Below are 16734 nucleotides of genomic sequence, written 5' to 3'. Positions count from 1 at the left end.
GTCCCCATTGGTATTCGATCAATGCAAAAATCCATGTGCACGGCACCCCCGGTGTCACGTCGGGTGCGGCCAGACACCAACGCAGATCATCGCAAAAGCTGACAAGCCTGGGGCGCCAGAGCAGCCAGCCCAGCATCTGCTGGCATGCAATTGAGGCGATCCTTCCATTGCAGCAATCACCAGCCATCAACGCCCGCCCAACCAGCCCCCGAACGAATACATGGGCTGCAGCAAACGATCACTCAGCGGCTCCCGCCCCCCGGTGATCTGCGCGTCCAGCATCATGCCGGGCTTGAGTGGCTCCAGGCGACCATGGGCCACAATCGCCTGGCTGGCCAGCTCGACGGTAACCCGATAGAAAGCCTCCTTCACCGTTGGCAATTCCGCGGCAAAGCTGGCCTCTTCACTATCCACCGCCGTGCGGCCGATATGCGAAATGGTGCCATGCTGCGCACCGAACTTCTGATGCGGAAACGCCTGATAGCGCAATACCACCCGGTCACCCGGCGCCATCGCCCCGATCGCGCGCCCCGGCACCATCAGCTCGGCCTCCAGCCGACCATCGCCCGGCAGTACGCTGAGCAAGGGCTGGCCAAACTGCACCGATTGCCCGGGTTTGACCATCCGTGCAACCACCACACCATCCACCGGCGCTTTCACCAGTAACGCAGCACTGGCTTCGTTCTCAAGCTGATCCAGGCGCAGCTGTGCCAGATGCTCCGCATAGGCGGCATCGTTGGCTTTCTGCCGCCCTGGCAGCTCCTGGATTGCCTGTTTCAATTGTGCGACCACGCGCTGCGTCGCTGCCTGCTGCCGGCGCAGCGACAACAGTTGCACGGTGTATTCGAGCACCAGCGCTTCCTGCTGTTCTGCCGCGGCAAGACCCGCGGCAGACGCCATTTCAATCCCGCGCCGCCGTGTCAGTACGTCGCCAGCGGCCCGTATCTGCTCACGCCGGGTGGCGATCTCCAGCGCAATCTGCTGCGCCTCGGCGCGCGCAGCCTGCATCTGCTCGTGCAAGCCTGACGCCTGCGCTGCCAGCTGCTCCTTGAGCGCATCGCGTGCCAGCAGGATGCTGTCTTCCTTCTGCTGCAGACCATGCTCCAGCGCCAGGTTGGCGTCGCCATGCTCAGGCATGGTTCGCGGTGTGGCCACCAAGGCCAAGGTATCGCCCTCGACGACCCGCTTGCCGTCATCCGCATCCAGCCAACGCACAACCCCGCCCACTGGTGCCACCACCGTCGCCATTCCCTGTACCGGCACCAGCCTGCCGACGACTGCGGGCTCACCGCCACCGCCAAGGCCAAACAAAATCGCCACAACCATAAACAACAGGAATGTACCCGTGGAATATGCATACAGTTTTGCAGGCCGTTTGAACTTCATCCATGACCCCCAGCGCTGATCGGTGGGTTGCAGTTTTTCACTCGATCCGGTTTGCACCACGCTTGCACCACTGATTCAACACTTAAGAAAAAAACTCATCAGTTTGTCGGCGCATTACCAATGCCCATTCAACGACAAACACATCTTTCAACCCAGCGTAGCGACATCAAACACCGCGAACAGCGGGTGCAATTTACATTGGCAAAAGTCGTCAATATCAATGACGAGTTTCGTTCCGACAATCCACGGGCGTAATGAACATTGACAATAAGTCTTTGCCGACTGCGCCAGCTCGCAATGGCTTAGGCTTTTAGTCGGCTCTCATGGTCAACGCTCGAGGAGAAATTTATGCATGACCATCTGGGAATCCGCATCCGCAAGGCGCGGAGAAAGATGAAGATGACGCAGGCGGAGTTGGCAGGCCAACTGAAGGTAAGCCGCAGCGCGGTGGGAAACTGGGAAAGCCCGACGGGCATATCGCCCAGCACGATGCGTTTGATCACCATTGCCCTGGTGACGGATGTTTCGTTTGAATGGTTGGCGACCGGGCGAGGTGAACTGGATGCGATCTCTGCTGCGATGCCCAGCGAGAATGCAGAGCTGGTGGACGATCCATCGGAACGGAGGCTGTTGCTGGCCTATCGCTCCTGCCGCGCCGCCACCCGCAAACTGGTGCTGCAGATAGTGGAGGCGCAGAAGATTCCCCAGTTGTGATGTTCGGCGGCGACCGAGGGTTCAATCGGTGCCGCCTGTCCGAAACATATGCCAACGCTTGTGGGAGCGGTGTAAACCGCGAAGCTGGCGTGGCTGAAGTACCAGGCGATTTTTCGATCTGATGAGCCACCTGCTTCGCGGCTGACGCCGCTCCCACAAGAGATCGGCAACCTCGCTCACCCGCAAAAGAAAAGCCGGCACAAGGCCGGCTCTGCTTTGACCACTGCGAGTTGGCAATCAACCCGCGCGATCGACTTCCATCTGCTTGCGGATCTGCGCATCGACCGCGGCAATCGCGGTCATGTTCAGCACACGGCGCGAGCTGGCGCTGCTGGTGAGGATGTGCACCGGCTTGGTCATACCCATCAGGATCGGACCAATCGCCACGCCATTGGTGAACACGCGCACCAGGTTGTAGGCGATGTTGGCTGCTTCCAGGTTGGGCAACACGAACAGGTTGGCACGGCCCTTGAGCGTGCTGTTGGGCAACAGCTTGTCGCGCAGCGCCTCATCCCAGGCGGTATCGCCCTGCATCTCACCATCCACGTTCAAGCGCGGGTTGCGCTTGAGCAGCGCCTCACGCACCTGGCGCATCTTCAATGCGTCCTTGGAGTCGTGGCTGCCGAAGTTGGAGTGCGACAGCAGCGCAATCTTCGGCTCGATGCCGAACAGCTTCATGCGGAACGCCGCCTGCAGCGTGGATTCGACGATCTGCTCGACGCTGGGATCTTCCTGCACGTGCGTATCGACGAAGAAGAACACGCCCTGGTTGTTGATCACACCGGTCATCGCCGAGGTCGAGCTGACCTTGGGCTCCAACGGGATCACGCTGCGTACATAGCCAAGCTTCTTGTGGAAGCGACCAACCAGGCCGGACAGCATCGCATCGGCCTCACCACGGGCAACCATCACCGCGGCGATCAGGGTCGGACGCGAGCGCATCAGGTTCTTCGCCGCGGCCACGGTGACACCCTTGCGGCCAGTCATCTCGTGGTAGTACTGCCAGTACTCGTTGAAGCGCGGGTCGTCGTTGATGTTGGTGATTTCGAAATCGACGCCGGCCCGCATGCGCAGCGCCAGCCGCTCGATGCGGGCCTCGATCACCTCCGGGCGACCGATCAGGATCGGGAAGGCGACGCCTTCGTCGATCACGTTCTGCACCGCCTGCAGCACCACTTCCTCTTCGCCCTCGGCGTAGACCACGCGCTGCTTGTCAGAACGCGCACGGTCATAGACCGGCTTCATGAACAAGCTGGTGCGGTAGACGAACTGGGCCAGCTTGTCGCGGTAGGCAGCCATGTCGGCGATTGGACGGGTAGCAACGCCCGAATCCATCGCGGCCTGCGCCACGGCAGCCGACAACTCGACCAGCAGACGGCGGTCGAACGGGCGCGGGATCACATAGTCACGGCCGAAGCTGGGCACCTCGCCACCATAGGCAGCGCCCAGGTCGGAGGCCTCCTTGCGGGCCAGCGCGGCAATCGCGCGCACGCAGGCGACCTTCATTTCTTCGTTGATGGTGGTCGCACCCACGTCCAGCGCGCCGCGGAACAGGTACGGGAAGCACAGCGCGTTGTTGACCTGGTTGGGGTAGTCCGAACGGCCGGTACCCATGATGATGTCCGAACGCACCGAATTGGCGTCCTCCGGCAGGATTTCCGGATAGGGATTGGCCAGGGCGAAGATCACCGGGTCACGCGCCATGCTGGCGACCATGTCCTTGCTCAGGATGCCGCCAGCCGACAGGCCCAGGAAGATGTCCGCGCCGTCGACGATCTCGGCCAGCGTGCGCTTGTCGGTATCGCGGGCGTAGCGTGCCTTTTCCGGGTCCAGGTCGGTACGGCCAGTGTGGATAACCCCATCGCGGTCATAGGCCAGGATGTTTTCCGGCTTCAACCCCAACGAAACCAGCATGTTGACGCAGGAAATACCCGCCGCGCCCATGCCGGTGGTGGCCAGCTTGACCTCCTCGATCTTCTTGCCGGTGATCACCATGGCATTAAGCACGGCCGCACCGACGATGATCGCGGTGCCGTGCTGGTCGTCATGGAACACCGGGATATTCATCCGCTCGCGCAGCTTGCGCTCGACGACGAAGCACTCCGGTGCCTTGATGTCTTCCAGATTGATGCCGCCGAAGGTCGGCTCCAGCGAGGCGATGATCTCGACCAGCTTGTCGGGGTCGTTTTCGTTGACTTCGATGTCGAACACATCGATGCCGGCGAACTTCTGGAACAGCACACCCTTGCCTTCCATCACCGGCTTGCCGGCCAGCGGGCCGATATTGCCCAGGCCCAGCACCGCGGTGCCGTTGGTGATCACACCGACCAGGTTGCCGCGTGCGGTCATCTCGCTGGCCATGGCCGGGTCGGCCATGATCGCTTCGCAGGCATGTGCCACACCCGGCGAATATGCCAGCGACAAATCGCGCTGGGTCAACATGGGCTTGGTTGCCACCACCTTGATCTTGCCGGGCGGCGACATCCGGTGGTATTCGAGGGCGGCCTGCTTGAAATCTTCGTTGGACATCGAGTTGTGGGCGCTAATGGGCAAGAAGGACGGGAGATGATAACGCCGTTAAGGCAGCTGGACCTGTCGCTACGCTGTCGCATTCATGCTGCAACCGCACAATTCGGGCCTGTCCACGGCACTGCGTGCGTATCAGTTTCAGCCCCGAGGATGACAAGCTCGGGACGCAAAAAAGTCGCGGGGCCGCCTGCTCGGTGGCAAGCCCCGCGAAAAAAACGCACACACAGGTAAACCTCAGGCCTTGACTGGCGCTGACGGTGGTAGTTCCGGCGGCTCCATGCCATCGAGCACCAGCCGCAGGCGGCGCTGATCCAGCGCGCCCTCCCAACGCGAAACCACCACGGTCGCCACCGCATTGCCAATGAAATTGGTCAACGAGCGGCATTCACTCATGAAACGGTCCACTCCCAGGATCAATGCCATGCCGGCCACTGGAACCTCCGGCACCACCGCCAAGGTAGCCGCCAGGGTGATGAATCCCGCGCCGGTAACCCCCGCAGCGCCCTTGGAGCTGAGCATCGCCACCAGCAGCAGCGCGATCTGGTGGCCCAGGCTCAACTCGGTATTGGTGGCTTGGGCAATGAACAAGGCCGCCAGCGTCATGTAGATATTGGTGCCATCCAGATTGAATGAGTAACCCGTGGGCACCACCAGACCCACCACCGACTTGCTGCAGCCGGCCTTTTCCATCTTTTCCATCAGCGACGGCAGTGCCGACTCGGACGAGGAGGTGCCCAGCACCAGCAGCAGCTCGGCCTTGAGATAGCGGGCAAGCTTGAACACCGAGAACCCGCACAAACGCGCCACCGCACCTAGGATCACCACCACGAACAGCAACGAGGTCAGGTAGAACGCGCCCACCAACCAGGCCAGATTGACCAGCGAGGCGATACCGTACTTGCCAATGGTGAAAGCGATGGCGCCAAACGCACCGATCGGCGCAGCCCGCATCAGCAGGTGTACAAGCTTGAACACCGGGCTCGTCAGCGCCTCCAGCAAGCCCAGCACCGGCCGCCCTTTTTCGCCGACCGAAGCCAAGGCAATACCAAACAGCACCGCGACGAACAGCACCTGCAGGATGTTGTCGCCAACGAAAGGGCTGAGCAGGGTCTTGGGGATGATATCCAGTGCAAAGCCCACCAGGCTCAGCTCATGCGACCGCGCCACATAGCCCTGCACCGCGCTCTGATCCAGGTCGGCAGGATTGATGTTCATGCCAGCGCCGGGCTGCACCACATGCGCCACCACCATGCCGACCACCAGCGCCAGCGTGGAGAAGAACATGAAGTACGCCATCGCCTTTGCAAATACCCGGCCAACGCTACGCAGGTGGGTCATGCCGGCGATGCCGGTGACGATGGTCAGGAAGATCACTGGGGCGATGATCATCTTCACCAGTTTGATGAAGGCATCGCCCAGCGGCTTGAGCTGTTCGGCAAACACCGGTTCCAAATGCCCCAACAGCACGCCCAGCGTGATTGCCACCAGCACCTGGACATAAAGCTGACGGTAGAGGGGCAAGCGGAGCGCGGCCGGACTGGCAACAGAGACGGAAGGGGCATGCATGGCGGAAACACCTCGATATCACTACCGAGGGTTTTTACGCGCCAAACCGCGCGCCGCCGATAACGCATTGGTGTTACTGCCAGCGCACAAACGAGACCGATTCAACGAATCCGGGGCACGCCCGGCAATATCAGGACAAGACCTATGGTCCGCGCAGCAGCCCTGCCAGACCATCGCAGCCATGCCGTTCTTTCCCTCCCATCGGCGCCGGAGGCGCTGGCTGCTGCCACTGATAGCCACATTCGTGATTGCCGCGATCAGCCTGGTGGCGCTACGCCAGTTCGAGCGCAGCAGCCTGGCCAGTGACGCCGCGCGCGCGGCCACCCAACTGCGCCTGCATGGCGAGGCCATGCAGGCCCTGATCGAACGCCACCGGGTACTACCGGCAGTGCTGGCGCTGGATCCGGATGTGCGCAGCGCGCTGGCCCGCGCAAGCATGGACGGCGCCGAGCGCGAACGCATCAACCGCAAGCTCGAACGCATCAACGGTGCGGCTGCCACCTCGACCCTGACCCTGCTCGACCGTAACGGCGTGGCGGTCGCCGCCAGCAACTGGCGTATGCCACGCAGCAACAACGTCGGCAATGACTACCGGTTCCGCCCTTATTTTCGCCAGGCGATGCACGAAGGCAGCGGCACTTTCTATGCCGAGGGCGTGACCACCGCCATGCCGGGCTATTTCCTGTCGGAAGCGGTGCGCGATGAACACGGTGAACCGGTCGGCGTGATGGTGGTCAAGGTCGTTCTGCGGCCGCTGGAGCAGACCTGGGCAGACACCTCCGATACGGTCTTCGTCAGCGACAGCAACGGTGTGATCTTTCTCTCAAGCCATCGTCCCTGGCGCTACCTGACCCTGCATGCCCTGGACGACGCTGTGCGCGAAGAACTGCTGCGCAGCCGCCAATACGCACCCTTGCCGCAACGGCAGTTGCAGTACTGGCCGGGCGCACGCCTCGGGCCCAACCAGCAGCAGGTGCAACTCGCCGATGGCGATGATGCGATCTGGGTTTCGCAGCCCTTACCAGCACAGCAATGGACCCTGCACCTGCTGCGCAGCACCGCCAGCAGCCGCAACAGCGCGCGCACTTTCGCCGGCATTGTGATGACCAGCATCATCGCCTTGCTGCTGCTGGGCTACGGTCTGTGGCAACGGCAACGACTGGCGCGCCTGCGCGAGCGCAGCCGTCGCGAACTTGAACAGTTGGTCGAGCTGCATGCGCAGGAACTACGCACCGCCCAGGATGGCGTCGTACATGCGGCCCATGTCACCGACCACGGCGAAAGTGCCAGCCTGCAACACCTGCCACAGGGCGTCTGCGTGGTCGATGCCCAACTCAATCTGGTGGCCTGGAACCGGCGCTACATCGAGCTGTTCCGGTTCCCGCCCGGTTTGGTCCAGGTAGGCCGTCCAATTGCCGATATCTTCCATTACAACGCACGCCGCGGCCTGCTCGGTCCCGGCCCGGTGGAGGCAGCAATCGAACGTCGACTCAATCACCTGCGCTCGGCCACCGCGCACATGCATGAACGCGAGACCGCCGATGGCAATGTCATCGAGATCCGCGGCAACCCCTTGCCGGGCGGCGGCTTTGTCACCAGCTATACCGACATCACCCGCTATCGCAAGGCCGCACGCGACCTGCGCTCATTGGCCGACACACTGAGTGCGCGGGTCCGCGAGCGCACCCGCGACCTGGCCGATGCCAAGCGTGATGCCGAGGAGGCCAACCAGGCCAAGACGCGATGGGTGGCAGCAGCCGTGCATGATCTGTTGCAACCCTTGAATGCCGCACGCATGTTTCTGTCCACGCTGCGCAGCCGCCTGACGGACACCACCAGTCGCGATATCGCCGACAACGTCGACAATGCACTGGCCGCGCAGGACGGCATCCTGAACAGTCTGCTCGACATCTCCCGGCTCGAATCCGGCACGCTCGAGCAGCGGGTGCGTGACTTCGCGCTGGAGCCACTGCTGGAAGCATTGAGTGTCGAGTTCGGCATCCTCGCCAATGCGCGCGGCCTGCGGGTAAGCCATGTCACCACCACCGCAGTGGTGCGCAGCGATGAGGCCCTGCTGCGACGGATCCTGCAGAACCTGGTGTCCAATGCCGTGCGCTACACCCGCAGCGGACGCATCGTCATCGGCTGCCGCCGCGACGGCCAACAACTGCGCATCGAAGTACACGACACCGGCACCGGCATTCCAGAAGCGCGCCAGCGCGAAATATTCGAGGAGTTCCGTCGGCTCGACAATGGTGCCGGCGAGGAACCCGGCGCCGGCCTTGGGCTGGCCATCGTCGATCGCATCGCCCACCTGCTCGACCACCGCATCGGCCTGCGCTCCACGCCAGGACGTGGCAGTGTGTTCTCGATCACCCTGGCGCGCGGCGATCCTGGCTGTAGCGCGCTGCCGGTCAAACCGGCGGAGGAACCACAAACAGATTCACTGCTGGCTGGATGCCGGGTCTGGTGCATCGACGATGATCCGCGCATCAGCCTGGCCACGCGCCTGCTGCTGGAACGTTGGGGCTGCCAGGTGGAGTTCGCCGGCGGCGCGGAAGCGGCCCAGGCCGCGACGCGGCCCGACAATTTGCCCGACCTGTTGTTGCTGGACGTACGCATGGGTGATATCAGCGGCCCTGCCCTGCTCCCCCTGCTGGTGGAAGGCTGGGGTAGCGAGCCCGGCGTGATCCTGTTCACTGCCGAGCAGGACCCGGAACTGCGCGAGCTCGCGCGCGACCGCAATTGGGGCTTTGTTTCCAAGCAGGCACGGACCGCAGCGTTGCGTTCGTTGATGACATACCTCTACCAACGCGGAAGTTGAATCAACCACGCCGCCACCGCACGGTAAGGCCTTACCTGTAGAGCAGAGCCATGCTCGGCTGGGACATTACCGGGAAAGCCCTTGCCGAGCATGGCTCGGCACTACGGTGCTGGGTGGCCCCTGCCGAGCATGGCTCGGCACTACGGTGCTGCGCCGGGCAATGCCGGCTCCCACTCCGCCTCCAGCGTCTTCAACAACACCGCCGCCTGGGTGCGACTATTGCACTCCAGCTTCTTCAGCACGGCAGTGACATGCACCTTCACTGTGTTTTCGGCCAAACCAAGCACGTGCGCGATCTGCTTGTTGAGCAGCCCATCGGCCATGCACAGCAACACCCGGATCTGCTGCGGGGTCAGCCGCGCCAGCCGCGAAGCCAGCATCGCGTCGTGCTCGGAGCGTACTGCCGCCAAGGGCGGAAAACAGGTATCGCCCTCCATCACCGCGCTCACCGCCGCACCTATCGATTCCACCGGCGCGGACTTGGGAATGAAACCGACCGCACCGAACTGCTGTGCACGGCGGATTACCCTTGGATTGTCATTGGAGGAAATGATGATCACCGGCAGTTCCGGCCGTTCCCCGCGCAGCCACACCAACGAGGAAAACCCGTGCGCGCCAGGCATTGTCAGGTCGAGCAGAACCAGATCCACGTCAGCATGCTCGGCAACCGCCTGGCTCAAGGCTGACACACTGGCCACTTCCAGCATCTCGCCCACGGCTCCGCCTTCGCGCAATGCATGCAGCACGGCAGCGCGGAACAACGGGTGGTCGTCGGCGACAAGCACCTTGATCAAGCTCATGCCACCAGTTTGGCACGGGCGCAGCCCACCCATGCTGGCCCTAGTCCCAAATCGCTATTGGTGGCCACACCAGCCGTGTCTATCGTCCGCGCACTCCCCAATGTGCCGAGGCAACGGATGGCCGCTTTCCCCCTGCGTGCTTCAACCACCGCCATGCTGGTGCTGGCCGGCGTACCCGCTGCGTTTGCCAGCAACGGCGTTTCCGTCAAGGCCAGTGGCCGCCTGTACTACGAATTTGCCCATTTCGACAACGACCAGCGCGGCCCAGCCGAGCACAGCGGCGATGGTCTGCGCGCGGCCTGGCTGGGGGTTGCCGGCAAAGTACACAGCGTGGGCTACAAACTCGAGGCCGACTTCGCCGGCCATCGCCCGGTAGCACGCGATGTCTATCTCACCCACAGGATCGGCACTGCCCAGCTGACCGTGGGCCAGTTCAAGCAGTTCTATACCTTGGACGACCGCAGCAGCGCCAATCACACGCCCACCATCGAACGCAGCTTCCTGGTGCAGTCATTGGGCACCGCTTACCGGCTGGGTATCGGCGTGCAGGGCAATCACCAGGGCGTTTTCTGGAGCGGCAGCGTTTTCAGTCTGGAAAGCATCGACGTCTGGCAGGCCAAGGGGCACGTCATCGGCGGCCGCGTTGGTCATGCGCCGTGGAGCCAGCCGGGCCATGTGCTGCACGTTGGCGTCTCCGGTGCCCACGAGCAGCACAGCCATCCAGGTGCCGATGGTGCCCTGCCGCTGCGCGCACAGGCCCGCGCCACCGGCCACCATGGTGACAATGGCCGCCTGCCACTGGTGGAGTTCCGCAGCGGCCGCGCGGTCTCGGTGAACCGCTACAGCTTCGAAACCGCCGGCGTTTCCGGCCCGTGGTCGTGGCAGGCCGAGTACGGCGGTGCCCGCTACGATGACGGCCAGCAACGTGGCGAGGTCCAGGCCGGCTATCTGCAAGGCAGTTGGCTCCTGACCGGCGAAACCCGCCCCTACGACGCCCAGGGGGGCCGCTTTGTGCAGCTGGACCCCCAAGGCAACTTCGGCAGCTGGGAACTTGTCGCCCGCTATGACCGTATAAATGGCCGCCAATGGCCAGCGCAGCCGCGCGATGTCAGCGCTGAAGCCTGGACCCTCGGCGTGAACTGGTATGCCTCCAGCAGACTCCGCCTGATGTTGGACTGGACCGACAGCCGGCGCCGTGATGAACTGCGCGGGCAGACGCTGGACCACACCGGGATTCTTGCCGGGCGCGCACAGCTGCACTTCTGAGCCCCCAGTCCGGCCGGCCCCGACCAGCGCACACAAGAAAATAATTTTCACGTATTCTCCACCTTTCGCCCCAATAGCCCCCCATAATCCCGGGCGACCACGGCAAGAGGCAGGATTCGTGCAGGAAAATTACTTTCATTCCGAAACAGTTCTAGTCGGCAAGGGCCTCCCCAGCGGCGGCCCGTGGACAGCCGCGTCGATTGCAGCCGCTGCACCTTCGATCCTGGCAGAGCAGCTCAGCCTGCCCGCCGCGGTGCTAAGCGCCCCGGCGCTGCAGCACAACCTGCAGTGGATGCGTCAGTTCGCGCAGGCCTATGGCTGCCAGCTGGCGCCGCACGGCAAGACCACCATGAGCCCGGCGCTGTTCCGCATGCAGCTCGATGCCGGTGCCTGGGGCATCACCCTGGCCACAGCGCCACAAACGGCTGCTGCCCATGCCGAAGGCGTACAGCGCGTACTGTTGGCCAACCAGTTGGTCGGCAAGGGCAACTTCGCGCTGATCGCCTCCCTGCAGCAGCGCGACCCGGGCTTCTGGTTCGCCTGCGTGGTGGACTCGGCCGCCAATGTGGCCGCACTGGGCAGCTACTTCAGCGCGCGCGGGCAGCAGATCAAGGTATTGCTGGAGATTGGCCTGGCCGGTGGCCGTACCGGCGTGCGCGATGAAGCCCAGGCGCAGGCCGTGCTGGACGAAATTGCGCGTTGGCCGGGTGCGGTCGCGCTGGTCGGCGTGGAAGTCTACGAAGGCGTCGCCGGTGATGAGCCTGGCGTGCGCGCCATGTTGCAGCGCAGCCTGGCGCAGTGGCAGGCGATCCGCGCCGACGGTGGTTTCCACCAGTTGCCCGCCATCCTCAGCGGTGCCGGCTCCGCATGGTTCGATGTGGTCGCCGAAGAATTCTCGGCGCTTGCCAATGACCCCGATGCACAGATCGTGCTGCGCCCGGGCTGCTATCTCAGCCACGACGTCGGCATCTACCGGCAGGCCGCCGAACGCATCCATGCCAGCAACCCGGTCGCTCGCGACATGGGCAGCAGCCTGCAACCCGCACTGCGGTTGTGGGCTTACGTGCAGTCGCGCCCTGAACCAGGCAAGGCCATCATTGCACTGGGCAAGCGTGATGCCGCCTTCGATGCCGGCTTCCCGGTGCCCGCCCTGCACTATCGCCCCGGTGATGCAGCACCAAGCGCGGCCGCCGCGCACTGGAAGGTCACCGCGATGATGGACCAGCACGCCTTCCTTGAGCTGCAGGCCGACGATGCACTGCAGGTAGGCGACATGCTCTGTTTCGACATTTCCCATCCCTGCCTGACCTTCGACAAATGGCGCCACCTGCTGGTGGTCGATGACGCGCACCGCGTTGTCGGCGCTGTTTCCACGCAGTTCTAACCGCTTCCATCGAGCCTGTACGCATGACCGACGGTAATCTGCTGTTGATCTACGCCGCATTGTCGATCCTTGCACTGATCGTGCTGATCGCCCGCTTCCGACTCAATCCCTTCATCAGTGTCACCTTGGTATCGGTGGGCCTGGCGCTGTTTGCCGGCATGCCGGCGCCGGAGATCCTGCCCGCCTATGAACAAGGCGTGGGCAAGACGCTTGGGCATATCGCATTGATCGTCGCGCTGGGCACCATGCTCGGCAAGATGATGGCCGAGTCCGGCGGCGCCGAGCGCATCGCGCGCACCCTGATCGCCCGCTTCGGCACCAGGAACGTGCATTGGGCGATGATGCTGATCGCCTTCTGCGTTGGCTTGCCGATCTTCTTCGAGGTCGGCTTCGTATTGCTGATCCCGATCGTGCTCAATGTGGCCCGCCGCACCGGCGTGCCGCTGCTGCTGGTGGGCCTGCCGATGGTGGCCGGCTTGTCGGTGGTGCACGGCCTGGTGCCACCACACCCGGCGGCGATGCTGGCGGTCAATGCCTATGGCGCCGATGTCGGCCGTACCGTGTTCTATTCGTTGCTGGTCGGCTTGCCTACTGCCGCCGTCGCCGGCCCGGTGTTCGCCAAATTCGTCGCTCCACGGATCAAGCTGCCCGCACACAACCCGATGGAAGCAGCGCTGCTGGACGAAGGCCATGGCCGCATTCCCGACGAGCAGCTGCCCAGCTTCGGCATCACCCTGGCCACCTTGCTGCTGCCGGTAGTGCTGATGCTGCTCGGCGGCTGGGCCGACCAGATCGCAACACCCGGCTCGTCGCTCAACCACGGCCTGCGCTTCATTGGCCATTCGGTGGTGGCGCTGCTGCTGGCAACCTTGATGAGCTTCGTCACCCTGGGCCTGCTGCGTGGCTTCAGCCGTGAGCAGATCCTCAAGTTCACCCAGGAATGTCTGGCGCCTACCGCCGCGATCACCTTGCTGGTGGGTGCTGGCGGCGGCCTCAACGGCATCCTCGTGCATACCGGCGTCGCCGCGGAAATCATCGGCCTGTCGCAGCGCTTCGAGCTGTCGCCGCTGTTGATGGGCTGGACCATGGCCGCCCTGATGCGCATTGCCACTGGCTCGGCGACCGTGGCGATGACTACCGCCTCGGGCATTGTCGCGCCGATTGCCGCGGCCATGGGCTATGCCCACCCGGAATTGCTGGTGCTGGCCACCGGTGCCGGCTCGGTGGTGCTGTCACATGTCAATGACGGTGGCTTCTGGCTGGTGAAGGAATACTTCAACATGACTGTCGCCCAGACCTTCAAGACCTGGACGGTACTCGAAACCCTTATTTCCGTCATCGCCCTGTCGCTGGTGATGGCCCTGTCCACGGTGCTTTGAACATGTCGCAGAATACGTTCGATATCGTCTATGAGCTGCGCCAGCGCCAGCACGAGTTCAGTCCGGTGGAAGCACGCATTGCCGCAGCCATCCTCGCCGACGTGGATGCCGCCGCGCAGTACGGGGTCAGCGAGCTGGCCGAGCGCGCCGAAGTCAGTGCCGCCGCCATCTCGCGTTTCGCCAAGGCATTGGGCTGCGAGCACGTGCGCGAACTGCGCGCACGCCTGGCCTCGGCCAGCGCGGTCGGCAAGCGCTTCCTGGAGCAGCAGAACGCGCCACCGGTATCTGCGCTGTACGCGCAGATCTGCGATGACATCCAGGAAAGCCTGCGCCACAACATCGCCAACCTGAAGGAAGACGTCGTGCAGGGCCTGGCCGACGCGCTGTGCAAGGCGCGGATGATCCACATCTTCGGCCTGGGCGGTTGCTCCACCGTGTTCGCACAGGAACTGCAGAGCCGTCTGGTGCGCTTCGGCCGCCCGGTCTCGGCCTGCAGCGATGCGCTGATGATGAAGATCATCGGCGCAACGCTAGGCCCGGAAGACCTGGTACTGGTGTTGTCGGTGAGCGGCATCACCCCGGAGATCGTCTCCGCCGCCGATATCGCCCGTACCTATGGCGCCCGCATCGGCGCCATCACCCAGGCCGGTACCGCCTTGGCCGAACGCAGCGACTGGCTGCTGCCGATCCAGATCGAGGAAACCGATTTCGTGTTCAAGCCCTCCGCGTCGCGCTACGCGATGATGCTGGCGATTGACGTGCTCGCCACCACCACCGCACTCAGCGACGCCAACGCCAACCACGAGCACCTGCGCCGCATCAAGCTGGCACTGGACCGCCACCGTGGCGGCGATTCGCGCCTGCCGCTGGGTGACTGATCCATGCATGATTTCCTGATACGCAATGCCCTGATCTTCGATGGCAGCGACCAGCCCGCCGTGCAGGGCGACGTAGCCATCAATGCCGGGCACATCGTCGCGGTCGGCCAGCTTGGTGACGTTCCGGCGGCAAATGTGGTCGACGCGCACGGCCTGGCCCTGGCGCCTGGTTTCATCGACGTGCACACCCATGACGACCTGGAGGTGATCCGCAACCCGGACATGCTCAGCAAGCTGTCGCAGGGCGTTACCACCGTGGTGGTTGGCAACTGCGGCATCAGCGCCAGCCCGGTGCAGATCCGCGAGCAGGTGCCGGACCCGATGAACCTGCTCGGCGATGCCGAGGATTTCCGCTATGCGGATTTCGCCAGCTACCGCAAGGCGGTGGAGCTCGTTGGTCCTGCTGTGAACGTAGCTGCACTGATCGGCCATACCGCGCTGCGCCAGAACCATATGGATCGCCTGGACCGCGCCGCCAGCGCCGACGAAATCAGCGCGATGCGCGCACAACTGCGCGCCAGCCTTGCCCAGGGTGCGTTGGGGCTGAGCAGTGGGTTGGCCTATGCCTCCGCCTTCAGCGCACCGTCTTCGGAAGTGGATGCACTGGCCGCGGAGCTGCCGCGCAATGGCTTGTATGCCACCCACCTGCGCGACGAGTTCGGCGGCATCCTGGAGGCGATGGAAGAGGCTTTCAGTGCCGCGCGCGCGCCGCAGGCCGCCGTGCGCGTCTCACACCTCAAGTGCGCCGGCATCGACAACTGGGGCCGCAGCGGCGAAGTACTGGCCAGCCTGCACGCCGCCTCGGCCACCCAGGATGTCGCCTGTGACTGCTACCCCTATGCCGCCAGCGCCTCGACCCTGGACCTGAAGCAGGTCACCGACGCCTTCGACATCCTGATCACCTGGTCCGAGCCCGAACCCGGCCAGGGCGGCCGGCTTCTGGCAGCAATCGCTGCCGATTGGGGCGTGTCATTGATCGACGCGGCTATCCGCCTGCAACCGGCCGGCGCGGTTTACCACGGCATGGATGAGGCCGACGTACGCCAGATCCTCGCCCATCCGCTGACCATGATCGGCTCGGACGGCTTGCCGCGTGATCCCCGCCCGCATCCACGGCTGTGGGGCACCTTCCCGCGCGTGCTTGGCCATTATTCCCGCGACGAGCAGTTGTTCCCGCTGCATACCGCCGTGCACAAGATGACCGGCCTGCCTGCGTCGCGCTTCGCGATGGGCGCGCGCGGCTTTGTCCGCGCCGGCTGGTGTGCGGACCTGGTGCTGTTCGACCCGGCACGGGTACGCGATACCGCAAGTTTCCACGACCCGATCCGCGCCGCCGAAGGCATCAGCGCGGTCTGGGTCAATGGCTGCCTGAGCTACGACGGCAAGCAGGTCGTGGCCCGAGCCGGCCTTTTTGTCTGTCCCGAGACTGCACCGGCAGCCTGAGTAACAACCGCTGTACCCAATACAAAGGAATACCGATGAGTGACATCAAACGCTATGGCGCCGAAGGTGGCGTTGGCCAAGGCAAGCAGCACATGCCCTTCTCGCGTGCAGTCGAAGCCGACGGCTGGCTGTTCGTGTCCGGGCAGGTACCGATGCGCGATGGCGAGCTGGTGACCGGCACCGTGACCGAGCAGTCGCATGTGGTCATCGGCAATGTGCTGGCGATCCTCGCCGAGGCCGGCTACGGCCCCGAGCATGTCGTGCGCTGCGGCGTGTGGCTGGACGACGCCCGCGATTTCTACGCTTTCAATGGCGTGTTCAAGCACTACTTCGGCGAAAACCCGCCTGCCCGCGCCTGCGTCGAAAGCCGCATGGTGGTGGACTGCAAGGTGGAAGTGGACTGCGTAGCCTACAAGCGCCCGCAGCGCAGCTGATGCCCTTGTAACGTCCGGCAGGGACAGGCTTCACCGTAGTGCCGAGCCGTGCTCGGCAGAGGCTTTCCTAGCAATCCAGGTGTAGTGCCGAGCCATGCTCGGCAGAGGCATTGCCGGTACAGCTTCAGCCG

The 16734-nt window shown here is 63.9% G+C and carries 12 protein-coding genes; 8 read left to right on the top strand and 4 right to left on the bottom strand.

Annotation, left to right across the window (positions count from 1 at the left end):
* Positions 1–186: 186 nt before the first annotated feature.
* On the bottom strand, positions 187–1326 hold the full coding sequence (locus ACVOL0_RS01115; RefSeq protein ID WP_481547504.1) for an HlyD family secretion protein: 1140 nt from the start codon (positions 1324–1326) through the stop codon (positions 187–189).
* Between the two features lie 408 nt (positions 1327–1734).
* Here ACVOL0_RS01115 and ACVOL0_RS01110 point away from each other — a divergent pair, with 408 nt between their 5' ends.
* Positions 1735–2100: a helix-turn-helix transcriptional regulator gene (locus ACVOL0_RS01110; RefSeq protein ID WP_481547503.1), complete on the top strand. Its 366-nt coding sequence runs from the start codon at positions 1735–1737 to the stop codon at positions 2098–2100.
* 237 nt (positions 2101–2337) lie between these two features.
* Here ACVOL0_RS01110 and ACVOL0_RS01105 read toward each other — a convergent pair whose 3' ends face one another.
* Together ACVOL0_RS01105 and ACVOL0_RS01100 are read right to left on the bottom strand one after the other, a co-directional pair.
* Positions 2338–4629 carry an NADP-dependent malic enzyme gene (locus ACVOL0_RS01105; protein WP_481547502.1) on the bottom strand — a complete coding sequence of 764 codons (2292 nt, stop codon included), beginning with the start codon at positions 4627–4629 and terminating at the stop codon, positions 2338–2340.
* A 234-nt stretch (positions 4630–4863) separates the two neighbouring features.
* A complete protein-coding gene (locus ACVOL0_RS01100) occupies positions 4864–6195 on the bottom strand; it encodes a dicarboxylate/amino acid:cation symporter (protein WP_481547501.1) in 1332 nt (443 codons plus the stop codon).
* A 181-nt stretch (positions 6196–6376) separates the two neighbouring features.
* On the opposite strand from ACVOL0_RS01100, the gene ACVOL0_RS01095 reads away from it, so the two are divergent.
* Positions 6377–9019: a PAS-domain containing protein gene (locus tag ACVOL0_RS01095; protein ID WP_481547500.1), complete on the top strand. Its 2643-nt coding sequence runs from the start codon at positions 6377–6379 to the stop codon at positions 9017–9019.
* Between the two features lie 140 nt (positions 9020–9159).
* Here ACVOL0_RS01095 and ACVOL0_RS01090 read toward each other — a convergent pair whose 3' ends face one another.
* Positions 9160–9819, bottom strand: coding sequence for a response regulator (locus ACVOL0_RS01090; protein WP_481547499.1), 660 nt, complete (start codon positions 9817–9819; stop codon positions 9160–9162).
* 117 nt (positions 9820–9936) lie between these two features.
* On the opposite strand from ACVOL0_RS01090, the gene ACVOL0_RS01085 reads away from it, so the two are divergent.
* From ACVOL0_RS01085 to ACVOL0_RS01060, 6 genes are all read left to right on the top strand, one after another.
* Positions 9937–11085: an OprO/OprP family phosphate-selective porin gene (locus ACVOL0_RS01085; protein ID WP_481547498.1), complete on the top strand. Its 1149-nt coding sequence runs from the start codon at positions 9937–9939 to the stop codon at positions 11083–11085.
* Between the two features lie 118 nt (positions 11086–11203).
* On the top strand, positions 11204–12469 hold the full coding sequence (locus ACVOL0_RS01080) for an amino acid deaminase (RefSeq protein ID WP_481547497.1): 1266 nt from the start codon (positions 11204–11206) through the stop codon (positions 12467–12469).
* A gap of 23 nt (positions 12470–12492) precedes the next feature.
* Positions 12493–13848, top strand: a complete 1356-nt coding sequence (locus ACVOL0_RS01075; protein WP_481547496.1) for a GntT/GntP/DsdX family permease — start codon at positions 12493–12495, stop codon at positions 13846–13848.
* Between the two features lie 2 nt (positions 13849–13850).
* Entirely contained in the window at positions 13851–14726 is an 876-nt protein-coding gene (locus ACVOL0_RS01070; protein WP_481508579.1) for a MurR/RpiR family transcriptional regulator, read from the top strand.
* Between the two features lie 3 nt (positions 14727–14729).
* Positions 14730–16169, top strand: a complete 1440-nt coding sequence (locus ACVOL0_RS01065) for an N-acyl-D-amino-acid deacylase family protein (RefSeq protein WP_481547495.1) — start codon at positions 14730–14732, stop codon at positions 16167–16169.
* Positions 16170–16204: 35 nt separating this feature from the next.
* Positions 16205–16603: a RidA family protein gene (locus tag ACVOL0_RS01060; protein WP_481547494.1), complete on the top strand. Its 399-nt coding sequence runs from the start codon at positions 16205–16207 to the stop codon at positions 16601–16603.
* The last annotated feature ends 131 nt before the right edge of the window (positions 16604–16734 follow it).

The sequence above is a fragment of the Stenotrophomonas sp. STEN021 genome (assembly GCF_056760175.1).
This window is presented reverse-complemented; position numbering and strand designations above follow the sequence as displayed.

Bases quoted from the DNA above. Each gene is read 5' to 3' on its own strand.
- ACVOL0_RS01115 (WP_481547504.1), bottom strand. From the start codon at position 1,326: ATGGTTGTGGCGATTTTGTTTGGCCTTGGCGGTGGCGGTGAGCCCGCA.
- ACVOL0_RS01110 (WP_481547503.1), top strand. From the start codon at position 1,735: ATGCATGACCATCTGGGAATCCGCATCCGCAAGGCGCGGAGAAAGATG.
- ACVOL0_RS01105 (WP_481547502.1), bottom strand. From the start codon at position 4,629: ATGTCCAACGAAGATTTCAAGCAGGCCGCCCTCGAATACCACCGGATG.
- ACVOL0_RS01100 (WP_481547501.1), bottom strand. From the start codon at position 6,195: ATGCATGCCCCTTCCGTCTCTGTTGCCAGTCCGGCCGCGCTCCGCTTG.
- ACVOL0_RS01095 (WP_481547500.1), top strand. From the start codon at position 6,377: ATGCCGTTCTTTCCCTCCCATCGGCGCCGGAGGCGCTGGCTGCTGCCA.
- ACVOL0_RS01090 (WP_481547499.1), bottom strand. From the start codon at position 9,819: ATGAGCTTGATCAAGGTGCTTGTCGCCGACGACCACCCGTTGTTCCGC.
- ACVOL0_RS01085 (WP_481547498.1), top strand. From the start codon at position 9,937: ATGGCCGCTTTCCCCCTGCGTGCTTCAACCACCGCCATGCTGGTGCTG.
- ACVOL0_RS01075 (WP_481547496.1), top strand. From the start codon at position 12,493: ATGACCGACGGTAATCTGCTGTTGATCTACGCCGCATTGTCGATCCTT.
- ACVOL0_RS01070 (WP_481508579.1), top strand. From the start codon at position 13,851: ATGTCGCAGAATACGTTCGATATCGTCTATGAGCTGCGCCAGCGCCAG.
- ACVOL0_RS01065 (WP_481547495.1), top strand. From the start codon at position 14,730: ATGCATGATTTCCTGATACGCAATGCCCTGATCTTCGATGGCAGCGAC.
- ACVOL0_RS01060 (WP_481547494.1), top strand. From the start codon at position 16,205: ATGAGTGACATCAAACGCTATGGCGCCGAAGGTGGCGTTGGCCAAGGC.